At 71.9% G+C, this 21,523-nt stretch carries 21 protein-coding genes; 10 read left to right on the top strand and 11 right to left on the bottom strand.

What is annotated here, in order from left to right:
- Positions 1 to 40: 40 nt before the first annotated feature.
- Together V3N99_11445 and V3N99_11440 are read right to left on the bottom strand one after the other, a co-directional pair.
- Positions 41 to 925: a sulfurtransferase gene (locus V3N99_11445; GenBank protein MEO3937360.1), complete on the bottom strand. Its 885-nt coding sequence runs from the start codon at positions 923 to 925 to the stop codon at positions 41 to 43.
- Positions 922 to 1,587 carry a hypothetical protein gene (locus V3N99_11440; protein ID MEO3937359.1) on the bottom strand — a complete coding sequence of 222 codons (666 nt, stop codon included), beginning with the start codon at positions 1,585 to 1,587 and terminating at the stop codon, positions 922 to 924. Before V3N99_11440 ends, V3N99_11445 begins: the two co-directional genes overlap by 4 nt.
- A gap of 92 nt (positions 1,588 to 1,679) precedes the next feature.
- Between V3N99_11440 and V3N99_11435 the strand changes: the two genes are divergently transcribed.
- Positions 1,680 to 2,987, top strand: a complete 1,308-nt coding sequence (locus V3N99_11435; GenBank protein ID MEO3937358.1) for a YeeE/YedE family protein — start codon at positions 1,680 to 1,682, stop codon at positions 2,985 to 2,987.
- Positions 2,988 to 3,068: 81 nt separating this feature from the next.
- On the opposite strand, the gene V3N99_11430 is transcribed toward V3N99_11435, so the two are convergent.
- From V3N99_11430 to dnaA, 5 genes are all read right to left on the bottom strand, one after another.
- Positions 3,069 to 3,677 carry a DciA family protein gene (locus V3N99_11430; protein MEO3937357.1) on the bottom strand — a complete coding sequence of 203 codons (609 nt, stop codon included), beginning with the start codon at positions 3,675 to 3,677 and terminating at the stop codon, positions 3,069 to 3,071.
- Positions 3,678 to 3,861: 184 nt separating this feature from the next.
- Positions 3,862 to 5,070: a DNA replication/repair protein RecF gene (recF, locus tag V3N99_11425; GenBank protein MEO3937356.1), complete on the bottom strand. Its 1,209-nt coding sequence runs from the start codon at positions 5,068 to 5,070 to the stop codon at positions 3,862 to 3,864.
- Between the two features lie 46 nt (positions 5,071 to 5,116).
- The gene (gene gnd / locus V3N99_11420; protein MEO3937355.1) at positions 5,117 to 6,160 is read right to left on the bottom strand and encodes a decarboxylating 6-phosphogluconate dehydrogenase; all 1,044 of its coding nucleotides are present in this window, start codon (positions 6,158 to 6,160) and stop codon (positions 5,117 to 5,119) included.
- 37 nt (positions 6,161 to 6,197) lie between these two features.
- Positions 6,198 to 7,331 (bottom strand): DNA polymerase III subunit beta, encoded by a 1,134-nt coding sequence (gene dnaN, locus V3N99_11415; GenBank protein ID MEO3937354.1) that lies wholly within the window; start codon positions 7,329 to 7,331, stop codon positions 6,198 to 6,200.
- 583 nt (positions 7,332 to 7,914) lie between these two features.
- Positions 7,915 to 9,435, bottom strand: coding sequence for a chromosomal replication initiator protein DnaA (dnaA, locus tag V3N99_11410; GenBank protein ID MEO3937353.1), 1,521 nt, complete (start codon positions 9,433 to 9,435; stop codon positions 7,915 to 7,917).
- A 534-nt stretch (positions 9,436 to 9,969) separates the two neighbouring features.
- Between dnaA and rpmH the strand changes: the two genes are divergently transcribed.
- From rpmH to V3N99_11370, 8 genes are all read left to right on the top strand, one after another.
- Positions 9,970 to 10,107: a 50S ribosomal protein L34 gene (gene rpmH, locus V3N99_11405; GenBank protein MEO3937352.1), complete on the top strand. Its 138-nt coding sequence runs from the start codon at positions 9,970 to 9,972 to the stop codon at positions 10,105 to 10,107.
- 10 nt (positions 10,108 to 10,117) lie between these two features.
- Complete coding sequence (gene rnpA, locus V3N99_11400) at positions 10,118 to 10,474, top strand: ribonuclease P protein component (protein ID MEO3937351.1); 357 nt, start codon at positions 10,118 to 10,120, stop codon at positions 10,472 to 10,474.
- Entirely contained in the window at positions 10,471 to 10,785 is a 315-nt protein-coding gene (gene yidD / locus V3N99_11395; GenBank protein ID MEO3937350.1) for a membrane protein insertion efficiency factor YidD, read from the top strand. Before rnpA ends, yidD begins: the two co-directional genes overlap by 4 nt.
- Before the next feature lie 58 nt (positions 10,786 to 10,843).
- The gene (gene yidC, locus V3N99_11390) at positions 10,844 to 11,881 is read left to right on the top strand and encodes a membrane protein insertase YidC (protein ID MEO3937349.1); all 1,038 of its coding nucleotides are present in this window, start codon (positions 10,844 to 10,846) and stop codon (positions 11,879 to 11,881) included.
- Between the two features lie 95 nt (positions 11,882 to 11,976).
- Complete coding sequence (locus V3N99_11385; protein MEO3937348.1) at positions 11,977 to 12,708, top strand: R3H domain-containing nucleic acid-binding protein; 732 nt, start codon at positions 11,977 to 11,979, stop codon at positions 12,706 to 12,708.
- A gap of 140 nt (positions 12,709 to 12,848) precedes the next feature.
- On the top strand, positions 12,849 to 13,634 hold the full coding sequence (gene rsmG, locus V3N99_11380; GenBank protein ID MEO3937347.1) for a 16S rRNA (guanine(527)-N(7))-methyltransferase RsmG: 786 nt from the start codon (positions 12,849 to 12,851) through the stop codon (positions 13,632 to 13,634).
- A gap of 148 nt (positions 13,635 to 13,782) precedes the next feature.
- Positions 13,783 to 15,009, top strand: a complete 1,227-nt coding sequence (locus tag V3N99_11375; GenBank protein MEO3937346.1) for a ParA family protein — start codon at positions 13,783 to 13,785, stop codon at positions 15,007 to 15,009.
- Positions 15,006 to 16,139, top strand: coding sequence for a ParB/RepB/Spo0J family partition protein (locus V3N99_11370; protein MEO3937345.1), 1,134 nt, complete (start codon positions 15,006 to 15,008; stop codon positions 16,137 to 16,139). The genes V3N99_11375 and V3N99_11370 overlap by 4 nt, the downstream gene beginning before the upstream one ends.
- A gap of 60 nt (positions 16,140 to 16,199) precedes the next feature.
- On the opposite strand, the gene V3N99_11365 is transcribed toward V3N99_11370, so the two are convergent.
- A complete protein-coding gene (locus V3N99_11365; protein ID MEO3937344.1) occupies positions 16,200 to 17,228 on the bottom strand; it encodes a glutathione S-transferase C-terminal domain-containing protein in 1,029 nt (342 codons plus the stop codon).
- A gap of 81 nt (positions 17,229 to 17,309) precedes the next feature.
- Between V3N99_11365 and V3N99_11360 the strand changes: the two genes are divergently transcribed.
- Entirely contained in the window at positions 17,310 to 17,954 is a 645-nt protein-coding gene (locus V3N99_11360; GenBank protein ID MEO3937343.1) for a GNAT family N-acetyltransferase, read from the top strand.
- Between the two features lie 35 nt (positions 17,955 to 17,989).
- Here the strand turns inward: V3N99_11360 and trxA are convergent, their stop codons facing one another.
- From trxA to V3N99_11345, 3 genes are all read right to left on the bottom strand, one after another.
- Positions 17,990 to 18,319 carry a thioredoxin gene (gene trxA, locus V3N99_11355; GenBank protein MEO3937342.1) on the bottom strand — a complete coding sequence of 110 codons (330 nt, stop codon included), beginning with the start codon at positions 18,317 to 18,319 and terminating at the stop codon, positions 17,990 to 17,992.
- 65 nt (positions 18,320 to 18,384) lie between these two features.
- On the bottom strand, positions 18,385 to 19,434 hold the full coding sequence (gene trxB, locus V3N99_11350; protein MEO3937341.1) for a thioredoxin-disulfide reductase: 1,050 nt from the start codon (positions 19,432 to 19,434) through the stop codon (positions 18,385 to 18,387).
- Between the two features lie 135 nt (positions 19,435 to 19,569).
- Entirely contained in the window at positions 19,570 to 21,474 is a 1,905-nt protein-coding gene (locus V3N99_11345; GenBank protein MEO3937340.1) for a hypothetical protein, read from the bottom strand.
- Positions 21,475 to 21,523: the final 49 nt, after the last annotated feature.

Here is a 21,523-nt window from a genome sequence, read left to right as displayed (position 1 = left end):
CGACCGGTCAGGGTGTGGACAACGAGGCGCGCAGAAGGAGTCAGCCCGGGTCGGCACCGGTCGCGACCGGGCGGGCCGGGTCCTGCGACCAGGCCGAGAACGAGCCGGGGTATAGCGGCGCGTCGACGCCGAGGGTCGCCAGGGCGAGGAGCTGGCGGGCGGCGGAGACGCCCGACCCGCAGGAGGCCGCGACGTCGGTCGGGTGGTCGCCGTGGTCGCCGACGTCGACGCCGACCGCCGCGAGGGCCGAGCGCAGGGAGGCCTCGTCGGGGAGGGTGCCGTCGGCGGCATACAGGGTCGTGGCGGGCAGGTTGACGGCGCCGGGGAGGTGCCCGGCGCGGGGGTCGAGCGGCTCGGTCTCGCCGCGGTAGCGCGGCGCCGGGCGTGCGTCGAGCAGGACCCCGGTGCGGGCCCAGGCGGCGGCCTCGTCGGTGGTCAGGGTTGGCAGCAGGCCCACGGTGACCCGGGGCGAGGTGGCCGGGGGCGTCGGCCCGGCGCCGGGCTGCAGGTCTCCACCCGCCGTGACCCACGCGGTGACTCCCCCGTCGAGGACTCGGACGGAGAGCCCGGCCCAGCGCAGCACCCACCACGCCCGCTCGGCGGCGTAGCTGCCGGGCTCGTCGACCACGACGAGCCGGTCGGCAGGCTCGACCCCGAGCGCCCCGAGCCCGCCCGACAGGGTGGAGGCCTCGGGCAGCGGATGGCGGCCGTCGAGCGGGTCGCCGGTGTGCCGGGTGAGGACCGACTCGAGGTCGAGGAAACGGGCGCCTGGGAGGTGGCCCTCGGCATACCGCTGCCGGCCGGCCCCGGCGGGGTCCATCAGGTGCCAGCGCACGTCGAGCACGACCGGCGGGTGGTCGGCCCCCAGCTCGGCCATCAGCTCGGCGGCGGTGACGAGGACCTGCTGGCGGGGTGTGGGGCTCATGCGGCCCATCTCACCACCACGGGGTAGACGACGGCCGCACTCGCCGCGCCGATCGCCAGACCGAGCCAGACCTGCCCGGGCGTATGCCGCCCTCCGCGCACCCGCGCCCAGCCCGCAGCCGCGACCAGCGGCGACAGACCCACCCCCCAGGGCCAGCCGAGCACCAGGCCGAGCACGACGACCGACCCGGCCGCGACCCCGACGTGGAACGACGCCTTGACCTGGGCGGACACACCCGTCATCAGCACGAGACCGACGACCATGGACGCCACGAGGGCCACGAGCGGCGCGGGCGCACCGGCGAGCAGGAGGACGACGGACCCCGTCACGAAGCTGGCGAGCGCCCCCAGCAGCGGCAGTCGTCGCTGCTCGCGGACCACGACATGGCGGTCGAGCACCAGGCCACGGCGCAGCAGGGCCGAGAGGATGACCATCGGCGCCCCGACGTAGAAGAGGGCGGCCACGAGCACCCAGAGCAGGCCGCCGAGCCTCGTGGTGGTCGACGTCAGGGACACCACGGTCACCGTCGCCAGCACGCACCAGGCGGGGTCGAGCACGACGGAGACGAGGTCGGCGGCTCGCGAGCGCCCGGCATCGGCGAGCCGGATCAGGTCGGGGTGGTCGGCCGGCGGCTGGAGGGGGTTGCCGGCCGTCGAGGTCACCTCCTCATCCTCCCAGCACGGGGCATAGACCGGCATAACGTGGAGTTGTGCCGTGGAGAACGTTGCGTTACCCGACTTTCCCGGAAGGCCCCATGAGCACCGCGACACCCCCCGCTCCCCACCCCGTCTCGACGCGGCCCCTCCGCGGCGGTGCCGGCCTGGCCCTGCTCGAGGAGGGACCCACCTGCGCTCCCCGGCCGGCGGCCGAGCCGGAGGGACGCCCGCAGGCCGGGCTCCTCATTGGTTTCGGCGTGCTCGCCGTGGGCCTGGTCTGGCTGGTCGGCGCGCAGCACGGCGCCCAGAAGGCGATCCTGCTCGCGCTCGGTCTCGGGCTCGGCGTGGCCCTGTTCCACGCGCGCTTCGGCTTCACCTCGGGGTGGCGCCAGCTGGTCGCGGTGGGCAACGGTGCCGGGGTCCGCGCGCACGCGGTGCTGCTCGGCACGACGACCACGATCGCCGCGCTGCTGCTCGGCACGGGCACCGGGTTCTTCGGCTCGACCCCCACGCCGGCGGCCGGCTCGCTCGGGGTGGCGCTCGTGGTGGGCGCGTTCCTCTTCGGCTTCGGGATGCAGCTGGGCGGGGCCTGCGCGTCGGGCACGCTCTTCGCCGTCGGGTCCGGCCAGTCCGGCATCCTGCTCACCCTCGGCGGCTTCGTCACCGGGTCGGTGCTCTACGCCTGGGCCTTCCCCGTGCTCGGTGACCTGCCGGCCTTCGCGCCGATCGTCCTCGGTGAGCGCATCGGGTGGTTCGGCTCGTGGCTGGTCACGATCGCCCTGCTCGCCCTCATCGTGTGGGGCAGCCGCGTCCTGCAGGCCCGACGCAACCCGCCGCCCACCGCGCCTGCTCCCACCGCCCGCGGTCTCGCCCGGGTCTGGCGCGGCTCCTGGCCGATGCTGGTCGGCGCCGTCGTCATCGGCGTTCTCGCCGGGGCGGTCATCCTCGTCTCGGGGGGCATCTGGGGCATCACCAGCGCCTTCACGCTCTGGGGCACGCGCCTGCTGCAGCTGGCCGGGCTGCACCCCGAGACGTGGGACTACTGGCGGCAGCCGGCGCAGGCCCGCACCCTCGCCGCCCCGGTGCTCTCCGACAAGACGACCCTGACCGACATCGGCATCATGATTGGCGCCGCGCTCGCGAGCACCGCCGCCGGCACGTGGACGCTGCGGCACCGGGTGCCGCTGCGCACTGCCGTCGGTGCCGTGCTCGGGGGCATCCTGCTCGGCGTCGGGGCGCGCCTGGCGAACGGCTGCAACATCGGCGCCTACCTCGGCGGCATCTCGACCGGCAGCGTCTCGGGCTGGGTCTGGGGCGTGGCCGCCCTGGCCGGCACGTGGCTCGGCGTCAAGGCCCGCCCGCTCTTCGGCCTCGGCGTGCCGAAGGCAACCGACAGCGTGTGCTGAGCGCGGCGGGGCTTCATCCGTGGTGGACCTGACGCAGTGTCGGGTTGAGTCCCCCTCAGGTCGAGCCGGTATGGAGCGCCGTCAGCCGTAGGTGTCGCGCGGCCCGCGACCCGGCGCCCGACGCAGGCCCTTGGCCCAGCTGGGAGCACTCGGGCCGTGCACCTTGACCTCCACGACGGTGCCGGCACCGACCTCCTGCTCGAGGCGGCCGAGCAGGTGCGAGGCGAGCAGGCGCATCTGGGTGGCCCAGGCCGTCGAGTCGGCGCGCAGCACCAGCACCCCGTCGTCGAACTGCACCGGGGTCACGTGGGCCGCCACCTCGGGGCCGACGATCACGGGCCAGCGCCCCAGCACCGCACCCACCGCGACGTCGACCTGCCAGCCCCGGTCGGAGACAAGCCGGTCGAGCTGCTCGGCGATGAGGGCCGGGTCGCGTCCGTCGCGGCCGGAGCCCGACCGCTGCTGGTCGGGTCGACCGGGGCGGTACTTCTTCAGCGGCCGCAGACCCGGGCGCAGGCCCTTGTCACGGGCGGCCTTGCGGGCGCGGGCCAGCGCCGCAGCAGCGGCGGCAGCGGCATCGGGTGCCGGGTCGATGGCGTCGGCCCCGCCCTGTGCCGCGAGGTCCGCGTCGTCATCACCCTCGCCGACGTCACCGCCGACGCCGACCTCGTCGCCCTCGTTCCTGCCCACTCGCCGCCACCTCTCGCTGCCGCGCCCACACCCGAGCCGTCTCGCCACCACTCTCCCACCCGCACGCGCCCCGGACCGGCCGGAGGCGTGCGGGAGCCGACACCCGACGACTGACGAAGGCCCACGAGCTGCTGGCTCGGACAGCTGCTGCGTGCCATGGGCCGGCGCGGCCCCACCCCACCGGTCAGGTGATGTCGGCGACCTCGCCGAGGGTGACGGCATACGTGCGACCGACGGTGCGAAGCGCCTGCGGCACGTCGGCGCCCACCGCGGCCGTGATGAGCACCTGCTCGCAGTCGACGACGAGCTCGGCCAGTCGCTCGCGCCGGCCGGTGTCGAGCTCGGCGAAGACGTCGTCGAGCACGAGGACGGGGTCCTCACCGAGGTCGACCCGCAGCAGCTGGTAGGCCGCGAGCTTGAGTCCCAGCGCGAAGGACCAGGACTCGCCGTGGCTGGCGTAGCCCTTGGCGGGCAGCTCGCCGAGGGTGAGGACGACGTCGTCGCGGTGGGGCCCGACGAGCGAGATCCCACGCTCGACCTCCTGCCCGCGCACGTCGGCGAACGCCTCCAGGAGCAGCTCGCGCAGCCTCGGCTGGTCGGGCACCTCACCCGCCGCGACCGCCTCAGCGGCTGCGGTGGGCAGGCTCGCGCGGTAGTGGAAGGTCGCGCTCGACTGTCCTGCGCTGACCGCGTCGTAGGCGTGGGTGAGGTGGGGCCGCAGGTCGCGCAGGAGACGCAGCCGCGCATACAGCAGCTGGGAGCCGACCTCGCTGAGGTGGCTGTCCCAGACCTCGAGGGTCTGCAGGGCGGTCTCGCGGGCGTCGTCGACCGGCTCACCGGGCGCGAGGGTGCGGCTGGGCCGTCGGGCACCGCGTCGCAGCACGGGGGCCGCCGACTTGAGCAGGGCGTTGCGCTGACGCAGGATCTTGTCGTAGTCGGCGCGCACGCCGGCCCACCGCGGTTGACGCTGCACGAGCAGGTCGTCGACGAAGGCGCGCCGCCCGGCCGGGTCGCCCTTGACCAGCGCCAGGTCCTCCGGCGCGAAGAGCACCGTGCGCAGTGAGCCCAGCACGTCACGAGGGCGGGTGACCGGCGAGCGGTTGAGCTTGGCCCGGTTGGCCCGCCCCGGCGTGATCTCGAGCTCGACCAGCACCTCGCGGCCGTCACGGTCGATCAGGCCGCGGATGACGGCTGAGTCGGAGCCGAACCGCACGAGCGGCTGGTCGGTGGCCACCCGGTGGCTCGAGAGCGTGGCGAGGTAGCCGATGGCCTCGACGAGGTTGGTCTTGCCCTGGCCGTTGCGGCCGACGAAGGTGGTGACCCCCCGCTCGAGCGCGAGCTCGGCCGCGGGATAGCTGCGGAAGTCGCCGACGCTCAGGTGGCGGACGTGCACGACACGACGGGCCCCGGGGCCAGGGCGTCGCGACGACCCGACCCCGTCACGAGACGGAGCCGGTGCCCGACGACGGACCGGCGCTGGTGACCTTCTTGGCCTTGGTGGCGGTGCGACGTGGGGTGGCCTTCTTCACGCTCGTCGCCTCGGCGGCCCGGGCGATGTCACCGTCACCGGTCACCGCGGCATCGCGCAGCTTCTCGCCCTCGGCGACGGTCATGACCTCGTGGCCACCGAACTGGCCCCGTAGGGCGGCGACCATCTGCATGGTGGGGGAGAACTTCTGCCGCGAGGCGAAGCGGGCGAAGAGCGACGCCGAGATGACGGGCATCGGCACGTCGAGGGCGATGGCCTCCTGGACGGTCCACTTGCCCTCACCGGAGTCGACGGTGTAGTCGGAGACGCCCTCGAGGTGCGGCTCGTCCTCGAGCGCGGCGACGGCGAGGTCGAGCAGCCAGGAGCGCACCACGGTGCCCCGGCTCCAGGCCTTGAACGCGCCGGGCACGTCCTTGACGATGTCCTTCTTCTCGAGCAGCTCGTAGCCCTCGGCATACGCTGCCATCAGGCCGTACTCGATGCCGTTGTGCACCATCTTGGTGTAGTGGCCGGCGCCGACCTCGCCGGCGTGCACGAAGCCCTCCTCGCGCGGGCCCTCGGGGCGCAGCGCGTCGAAGAGAGGCATCGCCTTGGTGAGCCAGCGCTTCTCGCCGCCGACCATGAGGCCGTAGCCGTTCTGCAGCCCCCAGATGCCACCGGAGACGCCGCAGTCGAGGTAGCCGATCCCCTTGGCCTTGAGGGTCTTGGCGTTCTCGATGTCGTCGGTGAAACGCGAGTTGCCGCCGTCGATGACGAGGTCACCCTTGTCGAGCAGCTCGCCGAGCTTGGCCACCGTGTCGCGCGTCGGGGCGCCCGACGGCACCATGACCCACACGACCCGCGGGGCCTCGAGCGCCTTGACGAGGGCCGCCATCGTCTTGACGTCGGCGACGTCGGGGTTGCGGTCGAAGCCGATGACCTCGTGACCGGCGCGGCGCAGACGCTCGCGCATGTTGCCGCCCATCTTGCCGAGACCGATGAGACCGAGCTGCATGGGGTGACCTTTCGGGGGCGGGGGAGTCGCGTGGAGTTCAGCTGGCGAAGCGCACAGGCATGAGCACGTAGCGGTAGGACTGGTCGGAGTCGGACTCCTGGTCGACCTGTCCCGTGAGCACGGCGGGCCGGCTCGGCTGGGTGAACGACAGCCGAGCGTATGCCGTGCCGAGGGCTCCGAGCCCGTCGAGCAGGAACTGCGGGTTGAACGCGATCTCGATCTCGGGGCCGGTGAGCACGGCCTCGACCGCCTCGGAGGCCTGGGCGTCGTCACCGGTGCCGGCCTCGATCGCCACCTGGCCCGACGAGAAGCGCAGCCGCACCGGGGTGTTGCGCTCGGCGACGAGGGCGACCCGCTTGACCGCCTCGACGAGGTCGGAGGTCTTCATGACCGACTCGGTGTCGACGTTGGTCGGGAAGATCGAGGTGACCTTGGGGTACTCCCCGTCGAGCAGGCGGGTCGTCGACCGACGCTGCCCGGCCTGGAAGCCGATGAGCCCGTCGCCCCCGGCGGAGCTGCCGAGGGCCAGCTGCACGGAGCCGCTCGCGCCGAGGGCCTTGGCCGTGTCGGAGAGCGTGCGAGCGGGGATGAGGGCGACGTGGGCGGCCGAGGCCGAGCCGGGGTGCCACGTCAGCTCGCGCATGGCCAGTCGGTAGCGGTCGGTGGCGAGCAGGGTGACCTTGTCGCCGTCGATCTCCATCCGCACCCCCGTCAGGATCGGGAGGGTGTCGCCGCGGTCGGCCGCGATCGCCACCTGGGCCACGGCCTGGGTGAAGACGTCACCGTCGATCGTGCCGCTGCCGTCCGGGGCGACGGGCAGGGACGGGTAGTCGTCGCTCGGCATCAGCAGCAGGCTGAACCGGGAGCTGCCGCAGGTGAGCTGGAGCTTGTTGCCCTCGGAGGAGACCTCGATCGGTCGGGCCGGCAGGTTGCGCGAGATGTCGGACAGCAGCCGCCCGAGCACGAGGACCTTGCCACCGGTCGCGACCTCGGCCGGCACGGTGATGCGGGCAGACACCTCGTAGTCGAAGGCCGAAAGCGTCAGCGTCCCCTCCTCGGAGGCCTCGAGCAGCACTCCGGCCAGGACGGGGACGGGGGGCCGCGCGGGGAGGCCACGGGCGACCCAGGCCACCGCTTCGGCCAGCACGTCGCGCTCAACCTTGAACTTCACGTGGCTCCTGCCTTGTCTCTTGCCGATGACTCGTCGCTGAGGGGTCGATGGGCCGGTGTCGACCGCTATCCATGCGGACTCGAACCCTAGTGCCCGGACGGGGTGAGGACCAGCACGGGGTGGCAATGCGACCGCAGGAGTCGGCAGGAGATCGCCACAGGTCGGCAGGAGTCGTTGTCGGGGCAGGACAGGACATTGAGGGTCTCGTCGTGGTCATAGGGGTTGTGGATCCTGGGGACAAGTGGTCGTTCGCGCAGGTCAGTCGGTGCGCGGCGGGTGTGGGCGGCTGGTGCACGAGGCGGTGGACAACAGGCCCTCCCTGTGGGGGACGATCGGGTGTCCACAGGCCCCGCCGTCCGGGGCGGTCGTCATCCACCGTCCAGACCGGGGTTTTCCCCAGTTGTCCACAGGTGCTGGTGGACAACGACGAGGAGCGGTGAGCGGTTGCAGCCATTGAGCCCCCCTATGTCCGATGAGAGCACCCCAGGTTGTCCACCGAGTGTGGACAACCCTGGGGACACACGACCACTCTGCGCTCACCCGCCTGGGGAGAACGTGGGGTTCACCGTGCTCGATCCGTCGGTCAGCGGGCCTGTTGCTTGATGCGGTTCGTGATCTCGGTGACCTGGTTGTAGATCGCGCGGCGCTCACCCATCAGCTCGCGGATCTTGCGGTCGGCGTGCATCACCGTCGTGTGGTCGCGCCCACCGAAGTGCTGACCGATCTTGGGCAGCGACAGCTCGGTGAGCTCGCGGCAGAGGTACATGGCGATCTGCCGGGCCGTGACGAGCTGGCGCGAGCGGGAGGCACTGCAGAGGTCCTCGATGGTGAAGCCGTAGTACTGCGCCGTCTGGGCCATGATGGCGCCCGGGGTGATCTGGTTGGCCGACTCGCTCGGGATCAGGTCCCGCAGCACGATCTCGGCCAGGTCGAGGCTCACCGGCTGCCGGTTGAGGTTGGCGAACGCGGTGACCCTGATCAGGGCGCCCTCGAGCTCGCGGATGTTGGTCGAGATGCGGCTGGCGATGAACTCCAGCACGTCGTCGGGCGCCGACATCTTCTCGTGGATCGCCTTCTTGCGCAGGATGGCGATCCGGGTCTCGAGGTCGGGGGGCTGCACGTCGGTGATCAGGCCCCACTCGAAGCGGGAGCGCAGCCGGCTCTCGAAGCCGGAGAGCTGCTTCGGTGGCAGGTCCGAGGTGATGACCACCTGCTTGCTGGCGTTGTGCAGCGCGTTGAAGGTGTGGAAGAACTCCTCCTGGGTCTGGACCTTGCCCTGGAGGAACTGGATGTCGTCGATCAGCAGCACGTCGACGTCGCGGTAGAGGCTCTGGAAGCGGCTCGTGCGGTCGTCGCGGATGCTGTTGATGAAGTCGTTGGTGAACTCCTCCGAGTTGACGTACCTCACCCTCAGGTGCGGGATCAGCGTGCGGGCGTACTCACCGATGGCGTGCAGGAGGTGGGTCTTGCCCAGCCCGGAGTCGCCGTAGATGAACAGCGGGTTGTAAGCCTTGGCCGGCGCCTCGGCCACGGCGATCGCGGCCGCGTGGGCGAAGCGGTTGCTGGCCCCGATGACGAAGGTGTCGAAGACGTACTTCGGGTTGAGCCGGGTCTTGGGCTCCGGCCCGCCGGTGGGCGCGGCGACCGGCGGGCGCTCGTGGTCGGCGCCCGGGTGGAGGTCAGCGCGCGGCGCGTCGCGGAAGTCGGGCGGTCGGGGGTCGCTGGGGTCGTCGAACTCACCCAGGCCCCCGAGGTCGCCGAGGTCGCTCAGGTGCTCCAGCCGGTCGGGATCCAGGGGAGCGCCCGGGGCCGGGGGGTCAGCCGAGGCGTCGGCGTCCTGGAGGGTGTCGTCGACCGAGACCGACAGCTGCAGGTCCTGTCGCAGGTGGTGGCCGAGGGCCTGGCGCACGGGGTCACGCAGGTCCTGCTCGACGAACTGCTTGGTGAAGGAGTTCGGGGCCTTGATGATGGCCAGGCCCTCGAGCAGCCCCACGAGCTGGCACAGCTGTAGGTGGGAGCGCTGGCGGGGCGGCATACCCTGCGCGCCAAGGAGCTCGAGGGTGTCGCGCCAGACCGCCGCGTAGTCGAGGTCGCCGTCTGCCATGTACTCGTTCCCTCGTTGTCGTCCTCGGCCGCGCGACCGGTGGGCCCATCGCGGCCGAGACCCTCCAGGCGCTCCGTCGGAGACGACGTCACCCTCCACGCGCGCCTCGTCCACACACTTTTCCACATGCTGTGCGTAACGAGACGTGAGGCGAGACGCTAACAACTTCATGGCCCGGATCACAAGCCGGAGCGTGTGACGGGACCCTTCACGCGGGTGTCGGTCGGCGTGTCGCGCCACGCCACGAGGACGGGAGTGGGACTCTTGGCGGTTGGATCGGGCTCTGGCCCCGTCCCGGCCGGTTTGACCGGTCGGCGCAGCCTCACGTATCGTCGGCAGGGCCTGTTTCTCGGCTGTTTTCGCCTGCCCGCCACACGCACGACACACCGGGTCCGTCCCGTCCGTGGAGTGCTCGTCCGGGTCCTCGATGACGGCCGAGCCACGGCCTGCAGTCGTCCCGGTCCCGGGCGCCACCGTTGCCGGTGGTGCGGGCGGCCCGGGCGAACCGGACCACCAGATCAATCGGAGCACCTCGTGAGCAAGCGCACCTTCCAGCCGAACAACCGCCGCCGGGCCAAGACCCACGGCTTCCGTCTGCGTATGCGGACGCGTGCCGGCCGCGCCATCCTGGCCGCGCGTCGCAGCAAGGGCCGCACCGAGCTGTCCGCCTGAGGCCGCAGACGTGCTGCCGGCACGTCATCGTCTGCGCTTGTCGGCAGACTTCTCGTCGGCAGTGCGGGGCCCCGGCGGCAGCCGATCGGGCGGACGTCTCATCGTCATCCACGCCCACCGGACCGACACGCGGACGGACCAACCGCCGCGGGTCGGTCTTGTCGTCTCCAAGGACGTTGGCTCGGCGGTGGTGCGCACCCGCACCAAGCGGATGCTGCGCCACCAGCTCGCAGCGCGGTTGGCGGGGGTGCCAGCCGGTTGGGACCTCGTCGTGCGGGCCAACCCGGCGGCATCCGGCGCCTCCAGCGCCGAGCTCGGGCTCGAGCTCGACCGTCTCCTGCCCCGGGTCCTGCGGGAGCGGCGATGAGCCCGGTGGTCGAGGCCCGCACGTGGCGACGGACCGCGGCGCTGCCGCTGATCTGGCTGCTGCGGGGCTACCAGTACCTCATCTCCCCCCTCACGCCGCCGACCTGCCGCTTCTACCCCAGCTGCTCGTCGTACGCGGTCACGGCCCTCGAGCGGCACGGTCCGCTGCGAGGGTCCTGGCTGGCCGTCCGACGGCTGCTGCGGTGCCACCCGTGGAACCCCGGGGGGGTCGACCTCGTTCCGCAGAGGCCGCAGGGTGCGGGATCCGGGTCGGTCGGGTCCACGCCGCCACCGGGCAGGGCCCGACCATGACCGGCCAGCTCACGACCTCGCCTTCGCGGCGCCCGCTCCAGCCCACCCTAGGACGACCGTGTACGACTTCTTCGTAAACCTCCTCTCGCCGATCATGTGGGGTGAGGCCTGGATCATGTCGACCTGGCACCAGCTCTTCACCATCCTGGGGATCCCCGCGGACTCGGGCTGGGGCTGGGCTCTGTCGATCGTCGGTCTGACCATGGTCATCCGGCTCATCCTGATCCCGCTCTTCGTCAAGCAGATCCACAGCTCGCGCCGGATGCAGCTGATCCAGCCCGAGATGCAGAAGATCCAGGCGAAGTACAAGGGCAAGACCGACCCGGACTCCCGTCAGGCCATGACCCAGGAGACGATGGCGCTCTACAAGGACACGGGCACCAACCCCTTCGCGTCGTGCCTGCCGATCCTGCTGCAGTCGCCGTTCTTCTTCGGCCTGTTCCAGCTGCTCAACAACCTGCCGCACATCGCGGCCGGGCAGCACGCCGAGATCGGCCCGATCACCCAGTCCGTCGCCTCGGTGATCGAGAAGTCCAGCCTGTTCGGTGCACCCCTGTCGAGCCACTTCCTCGGCTCGTCGGACGTGAACACGAAGGTGCTCACCGGCGTGCTCATCATCCTGATGTCCTTGACGACCTTCACGACGCAGCGTCAGCTGATGCGCAAGAACATGCCGGAGAGCGCACTCACCGGCCAGTTCGCCATGCAGCAGAAGGTGATCCTCTACCTGATGCCGTTCTTCTTCATGATCTCCGGCATCAACTTCCCCATCGGTGTCCTGCTCTACTGGCTGACCACCAACCTGTGGTCGATGGGGCAGCAGTTCTACGTGATCCGCCGGATGCCGGCTCCTGGGTCGGCCGCTGAGCGCGAGTTCGAGGACCGGCAGCGCCGCAAGGGCAAAGAGGTCAAGAAGCTGACGCTCAAGGGGCTCGACACGGCTCCGGCGGTCGTCGTGGCCGACGCTGAGGCGGAGCTCACGCCACGCCAGCGTCCGCAGCCGAAGAGCAAGAAGCGCGCCAAGCAGTCCGGGGCATCCCGTCGACCGACGGACGCCCCCTCCGGGACCGACGCAGCCGGTCGCCCCGGCACCTGACCCTGCCTCCTCGCGCGCGCTGACGCAGCCGCACACGGGAGCACCGTATGACCGGCTGTGGTGCCGGATCGAGCCAGCCCAGGAGCACACCCCACATGAGCGACACCCAGTACGACACGCACGACGACCAGACCCAGCAGGCTGAGCAGGCCGAGCCCGTTGACGATCTCGAGCAGGCCGAGCAGGCCGAGCAAGCGGACCAGGCCGGCGACGCGTGGGTGAGCCCGGCGCAGGCCGAGGACGCCTCAGGCGGCCAGGATTCCGAGCCCACCGACGAGCCCACCGGTGAGCCCACCGTGGGGGCCACCGACGAGTCATCGGACGACGAGTCGACCGGTCCCCGGCGGAGCGCCAACCGCGTGTCGCACCTCGAGCGCGAAGGGGAGGTCGCGGCCGACTTCCTCGAGACCCTCCTCGACATCGCGGACCTCGACGGTGACATCGAGGTGGACATCGAGGGTGACCGGGCCGCGCTCTCCATCGTCGACTCGGACGAGGGTCGGGTGCCCCGCCGACTGGTGGGTCAGCAGGGCAAGGTCCTCGAGGCCCTGCAGGAGCTGACTCGGCTCGCGGTGCAGACCGCGACCGGTGAGCGCAGCCGTCTCATGCTGGATGTCGCCGGCCACCGAGCCGAGCGTCGTGTCGTCCTCGTCGCCATCGCTCAGGCTGCCATCGCCACCGTCAAGCAGACGGGTGAGAGGGCCGCGCTCGACGACATGACCGCCTTCGAGCGCAAGGTCGTGCACGACGAGGTGGCGTCTGCGGGCCTCGACTCCGAGTCTGAGGGTGTCGAGCCGCACCGCCACATCGTCATCCTCCCCGCCTGAGGGGCGTCTGCTCCTCCTGCGACATCGCTCACGGCCCCGGTTGATCCGGGGCCGTTGGCGTCGGTGCCGTCGGCCGACTGCACCATCAAGGTCTGGCGCTGCGGTCACCAGGGTGGTGTTTCACGTGAAACGCTGACGCCATGGACTCTTCAGCAGACAAGCAGGCGTCGCCGGTCCCGCCTGCGGCCGGCACCAGCCCGCCGACCGACGCGGCTGCGGCTGTCCCTCCATCCACCCCCGAGATCGCGCTCACCCTCTTCGGGGAGCGCCTGCACCTGGCCGAGCGCTACGTGGCTCTCCTCGCCGACACCGGGATCTCCCACGGGTTGATGGGGCCTCGAGAGCGACCTCGCCTCTGGGACCGCCATGTGCTGGGGTGTGCGGTCCTGACCGACGTCATCGGCGAGGGCCACCGGGTGGCCGACATCGGCTCCGGGGCCGGTCTGCCTGGGCTGGTCATCGCGATTCGTCGGCCCGACCTGCACGTGGTGCTCGTCGAACCCCTGCACCGGCGGGTCGTCTGGCTGGAGCACGCGGTGGCCGTCCTCGGGCTGGACAATGTCACGGTCCACGAAGGACGGGCCGACAGCCGGTGGGGTGAGGGGCGGGTCGAGGTCGTCACCGCTCGGGCAGTGGCCCGCATCGGCGTGCTCGCGCAGTGGAGCCTGCCCCTCCTCGAGGGTGGTGGCCACCTGCAAGCCCTCAAGGGATCAACGGCTGCGGCAGAGCTCCTCGAGGACGAGCGGGTCCTGCGATCCGCTGGAGCCGTCAGCTGGGAGGTCAGTCAGCTCGGGCTGGGTGTGCTGGACCCGCCAGCCACGCTGGTGACGGTGGGCATCGGAGACCGGCCGGTGGTGGTGAAGGGCAGACGACCACGGCCGGCCACGTCGGCCATGCCAGCAACCGCCCGACGGAAGCGGCGCTAGCCGTCAGCGATCTCGAGAGCGCCCTCACCGGACGTCGTACACGGAGTTGTTTCACGTGAAACACCGGGTGCACCACTGATGTTTCACGTGAAACGACCGTCGACTCGGATGGTCCGATCAGCCTCGCGCGCTGTGATTGGATGATGACGTGAACCTCAGCCCCACGTCGACCACTGACACCATGCGGGCACCGGCCTCACAGGGCGGCCTCGGGTGGCCCCACCAGACCACGCGGGCCAGCCGCGGGCTGGGCTGGGGCTCGCCGCATGCCGAAGAACTGTCGTCGGCGAGCCCCGCCCGGCCGTCGCTGCCCGTCGCGGAGGCCACGACCCCCACCAAGGCCCCAGACGTCGCGACCCCACCACCGGCGGCCTCCACCGGGGGTGATCCCCAGATCAGCACGATGACGAGTGACGCCGCAGACCGGGCGGCGGCCGAGCTCGTCGACTCCATCCCCCTCGCTGGTGCCGACACCCCGCTGGCTCAGACGCTGGCCACCGACACCCGTCGACGGCTGACGCTGACCGGCAAGCCGTTCCCCCGACCCGCGCACACCCGCATCATGACGGTGGCGAACCAGAAGGGCGGGGTGGGCAAGACGACCACGACCGTCAACATCGCCGCGGCCCTGGCCCAGTCGGGCCTCTCCGTGCTGGTGCTCGACCTCGACCCGCAGGGCAACGCGAGCACCGCACTCGGCATCGACCACCACTCGGACGTGCCGAGCATCTACGACGTGCTCGTCGACGACCAGCCGCTGGCGCAGGTCGTGGCCCCGTGCGCCTCGGTGCCCGGCCTCACCTGCGCGCCGGCGACCATCGACCTGGCGGGTGCCGAGATCGAGCTGGTGTCCCTCGTGGCCCGCGAACAGCGGCTCACCCGTGCGCTGACCGTCTACCTCGAGACGGCTGACGTCGACTACGTCCTGATCGACTGCCCGCCCAGCCTGGGCCTGCTGACCATCAACGCCTTCGTGGCAGCCACGGAGGTCTTCATCCCGATCCAGTGCGAGTACTACGCGCTGGAGGGCCTCTCGCAGCTGCTCAAGAACGTCGAGCTGGTGCGCAAGCACCTCAACCCGCAGCTGTGGGTCTCGACGATCTTGCTGACGATGTACGACGGGCGCACCCGCCTGTCGTCCCAGGTGGCGGACGAGGTGCGCGAGCACTTCCCGCAGGAGGTGCTGCCGACGACGATCCCACGGTCGGTGCGGGTGTCGGAGGCGCCCAGCTTCGGCGAGACCGTGATGACCTACGACCCGGTCAGCAGCGGCGCCCTGGCCTATCTCGAGGCCGCCAGCTCGATCGCCGCCCGTGGGGCCGCCCCCCCGGCCGGTGCCACCCACACCACGCACTCCGCAGGAGCGACCCCGTGAGCGAGAAGCGCCGTGCCCTCGGCCGAGGGCTCGGCGCCCTCATCCCGAGCAGTCCGAGTGAGGGCGTTCGTCCGGTTGACGTCTTCTTCCCTGACCGCCCGGGACGCGACGCCCGCGATGGAGTGACCAGCACGGAGCGCACCGAGGGCACGGAGGGCACGGACGAGACGGCCGCTCGTCACGACACCCCCGCATCCGACCACAGCGGGCAGGCCACCCACCCCTCGACGCCCGGCGGGGAGGGTGGGTCCGTCCAGGAGGGGCACGAGCAGCAGGCGACGCTGACGCCCGTGCCGGGGGCCTACTTCGCGGAGCTGCCGGTCACCTCCATCCGCCCGAACCCCCGCCAGCCCCGGACCGTCTTCGACGAGGACGACATGGCCGAGCTGGTGCACTCGATCCGTGAGATCGGGGTGCTGCAGCCTGTGGTGGTGCGTCGCATCCCCGACGCCGACCGCACCGATGTGCCGGCGGGGGTGGACTTCGAGCTGATCATGGGTGAGCGCCGCTGGCGGGCCAGCCAGCTCGCGGGGATGGAGACCGTCCCCGCCATCGTCAAGGAGACCAAGGACGACGCCCTGCTGCGGGACGCCCTCCTTGAGAACCTGCACCGCAGCCAGCTCAACCCACTCGAGGAGGCGGCGGCCTACCAGCAGCTGCTCGACGACTTCGGGTGCTCGCAGGAAGAGCTGGCCACCCGCATCGGGCGGTCCCGCCCCCAGATCTCCAACACACTGCGCCTGCTGCGCCTGCCCCCTGTGGTGGCTCGGCGGCTCGCAGCCGGGGTGCTGAGCGCCGGACACGCCCGGGCCCTGCTGGGTCTCGACGACGGGGCGGCCATGGAGCGTCTGGCGCAGCGTATCGTCGCCGAGGGGCTGTCGGTGCGCAGCGTCGAGGAGATCGTCTCGCTGGGGGGCGACGGCTCCGGAGCCCCCTCGCCCCGCAGGCCCCGCGCCGGGTCACGTCGCCCGCAGCTCGATGAGGTCGCTGCCCGCCTCTCCGACCACTTCGACACCCGGGTGACCCTGGCCCTCGGCCAACGGAAGGGACGGCTCACGGTGGAGTTCGCGTCGGTGGACGACCTGCATCGCATCATGGCGGTGATGGGACTGCCGACCGAAGCCGTCTGAGCAGGGACGAGAAACGTTGCGCCGCAACGGTTTTCGTCGCTCAGCAGGGTGAGCTGAACCCTAGGCCAGCAGAGCCAGGGCGGCGTTGTGCTCGGGCTGGACCTGCTCACCCGCACGCACGGGCCCGGGTGCCGTTCCGGTACCGAAGGGCCGGCCACCGAGTCGCTCACGGTCGTGGGGCTCGGCCCACGGCTCGACCAGCGGGCCTGCCGGCACCACCCCGGTCGGGTTGATGCCGGTGTGGACCACGTAGTAGTGCTGCTTGATGTCGTGGAAGTCGGTCGTGTCACCGAAACCCGGGGTCTGGAAGAGGTCTCGGGCGTAGGCCCACAGCACCGGCATCTCGGTCAGCTTCTGCCGGTTGCACTTGAAGTGGCCGTGATAGACCGCGTCGAAACGGGCCAGGGTGGTGAAGAGGCGGACGTCGGCCTCGGTGATGGTGTCGCCCACCAGATACCGCTGGGTGGTCAGCCGCGTGGTCAGCCGGTCCAGTGCGGCGAAGAGGGCGTCGTAGGCCTGCTCGTAGGCCGCCTGGGTGCCGGCGAAGCCGGCGCGGTAGACGCTGTTGTTGACGTGGCGGTAGACGTCGGCGTTGACCTCGTCCATCTCCTGGCGTCGGCCCGCGGGCCACAGGTCGGGGGCACCCTCGCGATGGAAGTCGGTCCACTCGGCACTCAGGTCGAGGGTGATCTGCGGGAAGTCGTTGGTGACGACCTGCCCGGACCGCAGGTCGACGAGGCAGGGCACCGTGATCCCCTTCGGGTAGTCGGGGAAGCGCGCCAGGTAGGCGTCCCTGATGCGCGGGATCTGCAGCACCGGGTCGACGCCTCCCGGGTCGAGGTCGAAGGTCCACGACCGCTCGTCGTGGGTGGGGCCGCACACCCCCATCGAGATGGCGTCCTCGAGGCCGAGCAGGCGGCGCACGATGATCGCCCGGTTGGCCCAGGGGCAGGCACGGGCCACGACGAGCCGGTAGCGCCCGGCCTCGACCGGCCACCGTTCGGAGCCGCGGGTGACCCGGTCCTCGATGTAGGCCGTGTCCCGCTGGTAGGACTGCTCGACGGGCTCACTGGTCTGCTCGGCTGCCATGCCTCCACCCTGTCACCTCGGGTGTCCGATCCGTCACCCGGCGGCTGTTCCCTCACCGCGTCGGGTCAGCCACAATCAGTCATGGGCCGTGACATCCTCCCCCTCACCCTCGACCGCCTGGCCGACCTCCCCGGACGGTGCGCGAGGTGCGTCTTCTGGGAGCTGAACGCCTCGCTCGGGCCCCGGGTCGCCGATCCGGCCGAGGCCAAGGAGGGCTGGTTGACCACGACGCTCCTCGACTGGGGCAGCCCGGGACGGGTCGCCTACGTCGATGGTGAGCCTGCTGGCTACCTCACCTTCGCCCCCGCGCACCTCGTGCCGCGGGCCGAGGCGTTCGCCACCTCGCCGGTCAGCCAGGACGCCATCGTGCTCATGACCGCCCGCATCGAGCCGAGGTTCGCCGGCCAGGGGATCGGTCGGGTGCTGGTGCAGGCCGCCGCCAAGGACGCTCTGCGACGCGGGGTGAGGGCGATGGAGGCCTACGGCTCCACCGCCCTCACGCCACCCGGTGGGTGCGTCCTGCCCAGCGACTTCCTGCGCGCGGTGGGTTTCCGCACGGCGCGCGAGCACCTCGCCTACCCTCGGATGCGCCTCGACCTGCGCACGGCGCTGCGGTGGCGCTCCGAGGTCGAGCAGGCGGTCGAGCGTCTCTTCGCACCCGTGCGGGGGCTCGGGGCCCCCCAGCCGGTGGGCGCGGCCCACCGCGAGGAGCCCGGCCCCCTCTGAGCCGGACTCGACCCGATGAGCCGGCTCAGCCTGGATCAGCCCAGGTAGTCGGCGAGCTCGCGCAGCAGCTTCGGCTTGGGCAGGGCACCGACGAGGGTCTTGACGACCTCGCCGTTGACGTAGACGTTCATCGTCGGGATGCTCGTCACGCCGTACTTCGTGGTGATGCCGGGGTTGGCGTCGGTGTCGAGCTTGTAGACCTCGATCTTGTCGGCGTGGGCGCCGGCGATCTCCTCGAGGACGGGCGCGACGGCCTTGCAGGGGCCGCACCAGTCGGCCCAGAAGTCGACGAGCACGGGCTTGTCGCTCTTGAGCACGTCAGCCTCGAAGGTGGCGTCGGTCGTGTCCTTGGTGTGGATTCCCATGAGGGGTCCTTCCGGTGGTGGGTGGGTCGCAGGGGGTGAGGAAAGGGGGTCGTGACGCGGGTGCGTCAGCGGCTGGCAGCGCTGAGGCTGGCTTCGTCGTCGAGCGCCGTGCCCTCCGAGGCACCGTCCGGGTGACCGGCGTAGTCGAGGTCGGGGGAGTCGCCCAGCACGGCGAGGAAGCGCTCGGCGTCGAGGGCGGCCTGGCAACCGGACCCAGCGGCGGTGATGGCCTGCCGGTAGGTGTGGTCGACGAGGTCGCCGCAGGCGAAGACGCCCGGGATGGCCGTCGCGGTGGCAGCGTGCGACCCCGGCGCGACCGAGGCCCCGGTCACGACGTAGCCCTCGGTGTCGAGGTCGACGAGCTCACGCACGAGCTCGTTGCGCGGCTCGTGACCGATGGCGACGAACAGGCCGGTGACGGCCAGCTCACGGGTCTCACCGGTGACGGTGTCCTCGAGGGTGACGCCGCTCAGCTTGGCGTCACCGTGGATGGCGCTGACCGCGGAGTTCCACGCGAAGCGGATCTTGTCGTTGCCGTGGGCGCGGGCAGCCATGATCTTGGACGCCCGCAGCTCGCCGCGGCGGTGCACGATGGTCACGGTGCGGGCGAACTTCGTCAGGAAGGTCGCCTCCTCGATGGCGGAGTCGCCACCGCCGACCACCGCGATGTCCTGGTCGCGGAAGAAGAAGCCGTCGCACGTCGCGCACCACGAGACACCGTGGCCGGAGAGCCGCTTCTCGTCGGGCAGGCCCAGCTCGCGGTAGGCCGAGCCCATGGCGAGGATGACGGCGCGAGCCCGGTGCACGTTGCCCTCGCCGTCGGTGACGGTCTTGATGTCACCAGCGAGGTCGACCGCGGTGACGTCGTCGGTGACGATCTCGGCGCCGAAGCGCGCCGCCTGGGCACGCATCTCCTCCATCAGCGCCGGCCCCATGATGCCGTCGCGGAAGCCGGGGAAGTTCTCGACCTCGGTGGTGTTCATCAGGGCGCCACCGGCGGTGACGCTGCCCTCGAGCAGCAGCGGGGAGAGGTCGGCCCGAGCGGCGTAGACCGCTGCGGTGTAGCCCGCGGGTCCGGAGCCGATGATGATGACGTCACGCACGTCGCTGGTCACGAAGAAGTCCTAACCGAAAAGGGTGTTTCCGCCGAGTCGGGCCGGCGAGGCATACGACCTCACGACCATACCGACCTCGGGTGGGCCAACTGCCGTGACCGGGGCTTTGTTCCCCGTCACGCTGCGGTCGGCGGCTCAGCCGCTGACCCGCACCTCGGCCACCTGGGCCCGGAAACCACCCTCACCGTCGGGCGCGAGCCTGGTGAACCACAAGATGACGAGCTGACCCTTGGCGCCACCGGCCGGTGCCGTGAAGGTCACGGTGCCGTCGACCCCGCTGGACGTGCCGATCGACGTGGCGCCGTCGAGGGACTCGCGGCTCGCGACGTAGGCGGTGAGGTCGGAGCCACCGCGCAGGTCGACCTGCACCTGCCGGACCGCGGTCTGCTGGCCGAGGTCGAGGATCAGGCCGATGCCGGTCTTGGCGAGCCCACCGAACGGGGCCGTGCGGTAGGTCTGAGAGCGCCACAGCGTCGTGCCGTCGCCGTCGAACGACCGGGGAGCCGACGCGTTGCCCTCCTGGTTGTCGCCCTGCGGGTCCCACGCCTGGGCCTGCACGATGCCGACGGGCGTGAGCGCGGCCGCGGTGGTGGTCGCGCTCGGGGTGGGGGTGGGGGACGCGGTGGGGGTGGGCTTCGCCGCGACGACGGCTGTGCTCGTCGTGGCCGCAGGGGCCGGCGTCTCGGAGCGGCCGATGCGAGACACCCCGACGATCCCGAGCACCGCAGCGACCACGACCAGTGCGGCCACGGCGGCGAGCGCGGTGCCCGCGTGGTCGCCGGGGGGCGCCGCAACCGTGCGCCGGCCCCCGAGGGGGAGCGGCGGCTCGAGGTCGTCGTCGCTCTCCTCGAGGGTGTCGCTCAGCCGGACGTGGGCGGTCATCCGCAGCCGGTCGGGTGCCGGCAAGGCGAGGCTGTGCAGGTCGAGGGAGTCCGTGTCCGTGTCCGGGCCCGATCGGGCGCGGTCCGACGCACCGGCGACGGGGGCCGGGCCACCGCCGAGCGGCATCCCCAGCACGGTGGGACGCGGCGGCGGGCCGCTCGCGGCCGGCGGACCGGAAGCCGCGACGGGCTCGTGGGCTGGTTCCGCGAGCGGCTCGGAGGTCGGCTCGGAGGTCGGCTGGCTGGGACGCCGGGGGGCCGGCTCGGCGGTGAGCGTGGTCACCGCGGAGACGGCGGCGGTCACGGCGGGGGCCGTGACGGTGACCGGGGTGCGCGGCACGAGGTGAGCGGGGTCGGCCGTGCTCGCCCACGGGGCGATCTGCCCGGCCAGGTCACCGGGGGTGAGGGGTCCCCGGGGCTCGCGGGTCGAGCCCGAGCCGTCCTTCTGCAGCGTCGCCCCGGTGGAGCCCAGCGTCAGGCGGGTGATGGTGTCGAGGTCGGCCGGCACGCCGGCCGAGATCTCGGAGGCCGAGGCGATCCCGCCGACCACGCGGGGGGCGGCCGGCAGCCCGTCGTGCGGGCCCACGGGGCCGGTGAGGGGCCAGTGACCGGTGAGCGCGGCATACGCGAGGGCGGCGAGGGCGACGGTGTCGTCGCGGCTGGCCTGCGCGCCGTCGACGTCGTCGACCCCGAGCAGGGCACCCTCGACGGCGAGGCCGCGCACCTTGACCCCCCCGTCGTCGAGGCGCAGCAGCGAGCGGGGACCGAGCACCCCGTGGTGCAGACCCCGCACCCGGGCCTGCTCGAGGCCGGTGGCGGCCTCCCCGACGAGCCGGCGCGCCTCGCCCGCCGGGAGGGGGCCGCCGTCGAGCAGCCCGACGAGGTCGACGGCCCGCGTCAGCGGCTCCTCCACGACGAAGGCCGTCTCACCGTCACGACCGACGTCGAGCACCCTGACCAGCCGCGGGTCGTCGATGCCGGCGGCCCGGCGAGCGGCATCGAGCGCAGCCGCGGCGGTCGCGCCGAGCCCCGGGAAGCACAGGAGCACGACGTCGCGCTGCAGGGTCTGGTCCTGGGCGAGCCACCGCTCGTAGCGCGGATGCTCCTGCCGTCGCTGGGCCAGCACATAGCGACCGCCGAGGGTCGACCCGGGGCCCACGCCGTGCACTGCTGCTCCCTCGTTCGTCGTCGGGTGCCCACCCGTCACG

It is taken from the genome of Dermatophilaceae bacterium Soc4.6 (genome assembly GCA_039889245.1).
Lineage (GTDB): Bacteria > Actinomycetota > Actinomycetes > Actinomycetales > Dermatophilaceae > Lapillicoccus.
The sequence above is the reverse complement of the archived record's forward strand: the minus strand, read 5'-3'. Positions and strand labels throughout refer to the sequence as shown.

What these genes read in the sequence shown, in the direction of transcription:
- V3N99_11445 (MEO3937360.1), bottom strand. Translation starts at nt 925, where the DNA reads ATGAGCCCCACACCCCGCCAGCAGGTCCTCGTCACCGCCGCCGAGCTG.
- V3N99_11435 (MEO3937358.1), top strand. Translation starts at nt 1,680, where the DNA reads ATGAGCACCGCGACACCCCCCGCTCCCCACCCCGTCTCGACGCGGCCC.
- gnd (MEO3937355.1), bottom strand. Translation starts at nt 6,160, where the DNA reads ATGCAGCTCGGTCTCATCGGTCTCGGCAAGATGGGCGGCAACATGCGC.
- dnaA (MEO3937353.1), bottom strand. Translation starts at nt 9,435, where the DNA reads ATGGCAGACGGCGACCTCGACTACGCGGCGGTCTGGCGCGACACCCTC.
- yidD (MEO3937350.1), top strand. Translation starts at nt 10,471, where the DNA reads ATGAGCCCGGTGGTCGAGGCCCGCACGTGGCGACGGACCGCGGCGCTG.
- V3N99_11385 (MEO3937348.1), top strand. Translation starts at nt 11,977, where the DNA reads ATGAGCGACACCCAGTACGACACGCACGACGACCAGACCCAGCAGGCT.
- rsmG (MEO3937347.1), top strand. Translation starts at nt 12,849, where the DNA reads ATGGACTCTTCAGCAGACAAGCAGGCGTCGCCGGTCCCGCCTGCGGCC.
- V3N99_11365 (MEO3937344.1), bottom strand. Translation starts at nt 17,228, where the DNA reads ATGGCAGCCGAGCAGACCAGTGAGCCCGTCGAGCAGTCCTACCAGCGG.
- V3N99_11360 (MEO3937343.1), top strand. Translation starts at nt 17,310, where the DNA reads ATGGGCCGTGACATCCTCCCCCTCACCCTCGACCGCCTGGCCGACCTC.
- trxA (MEO3937342.1), bottom strand. Translation starts at nt 18,319, where the DNA reads ATGGGAATCCACACCAAGGACACGACCGACGCCACCTTCGAGGCTGAC.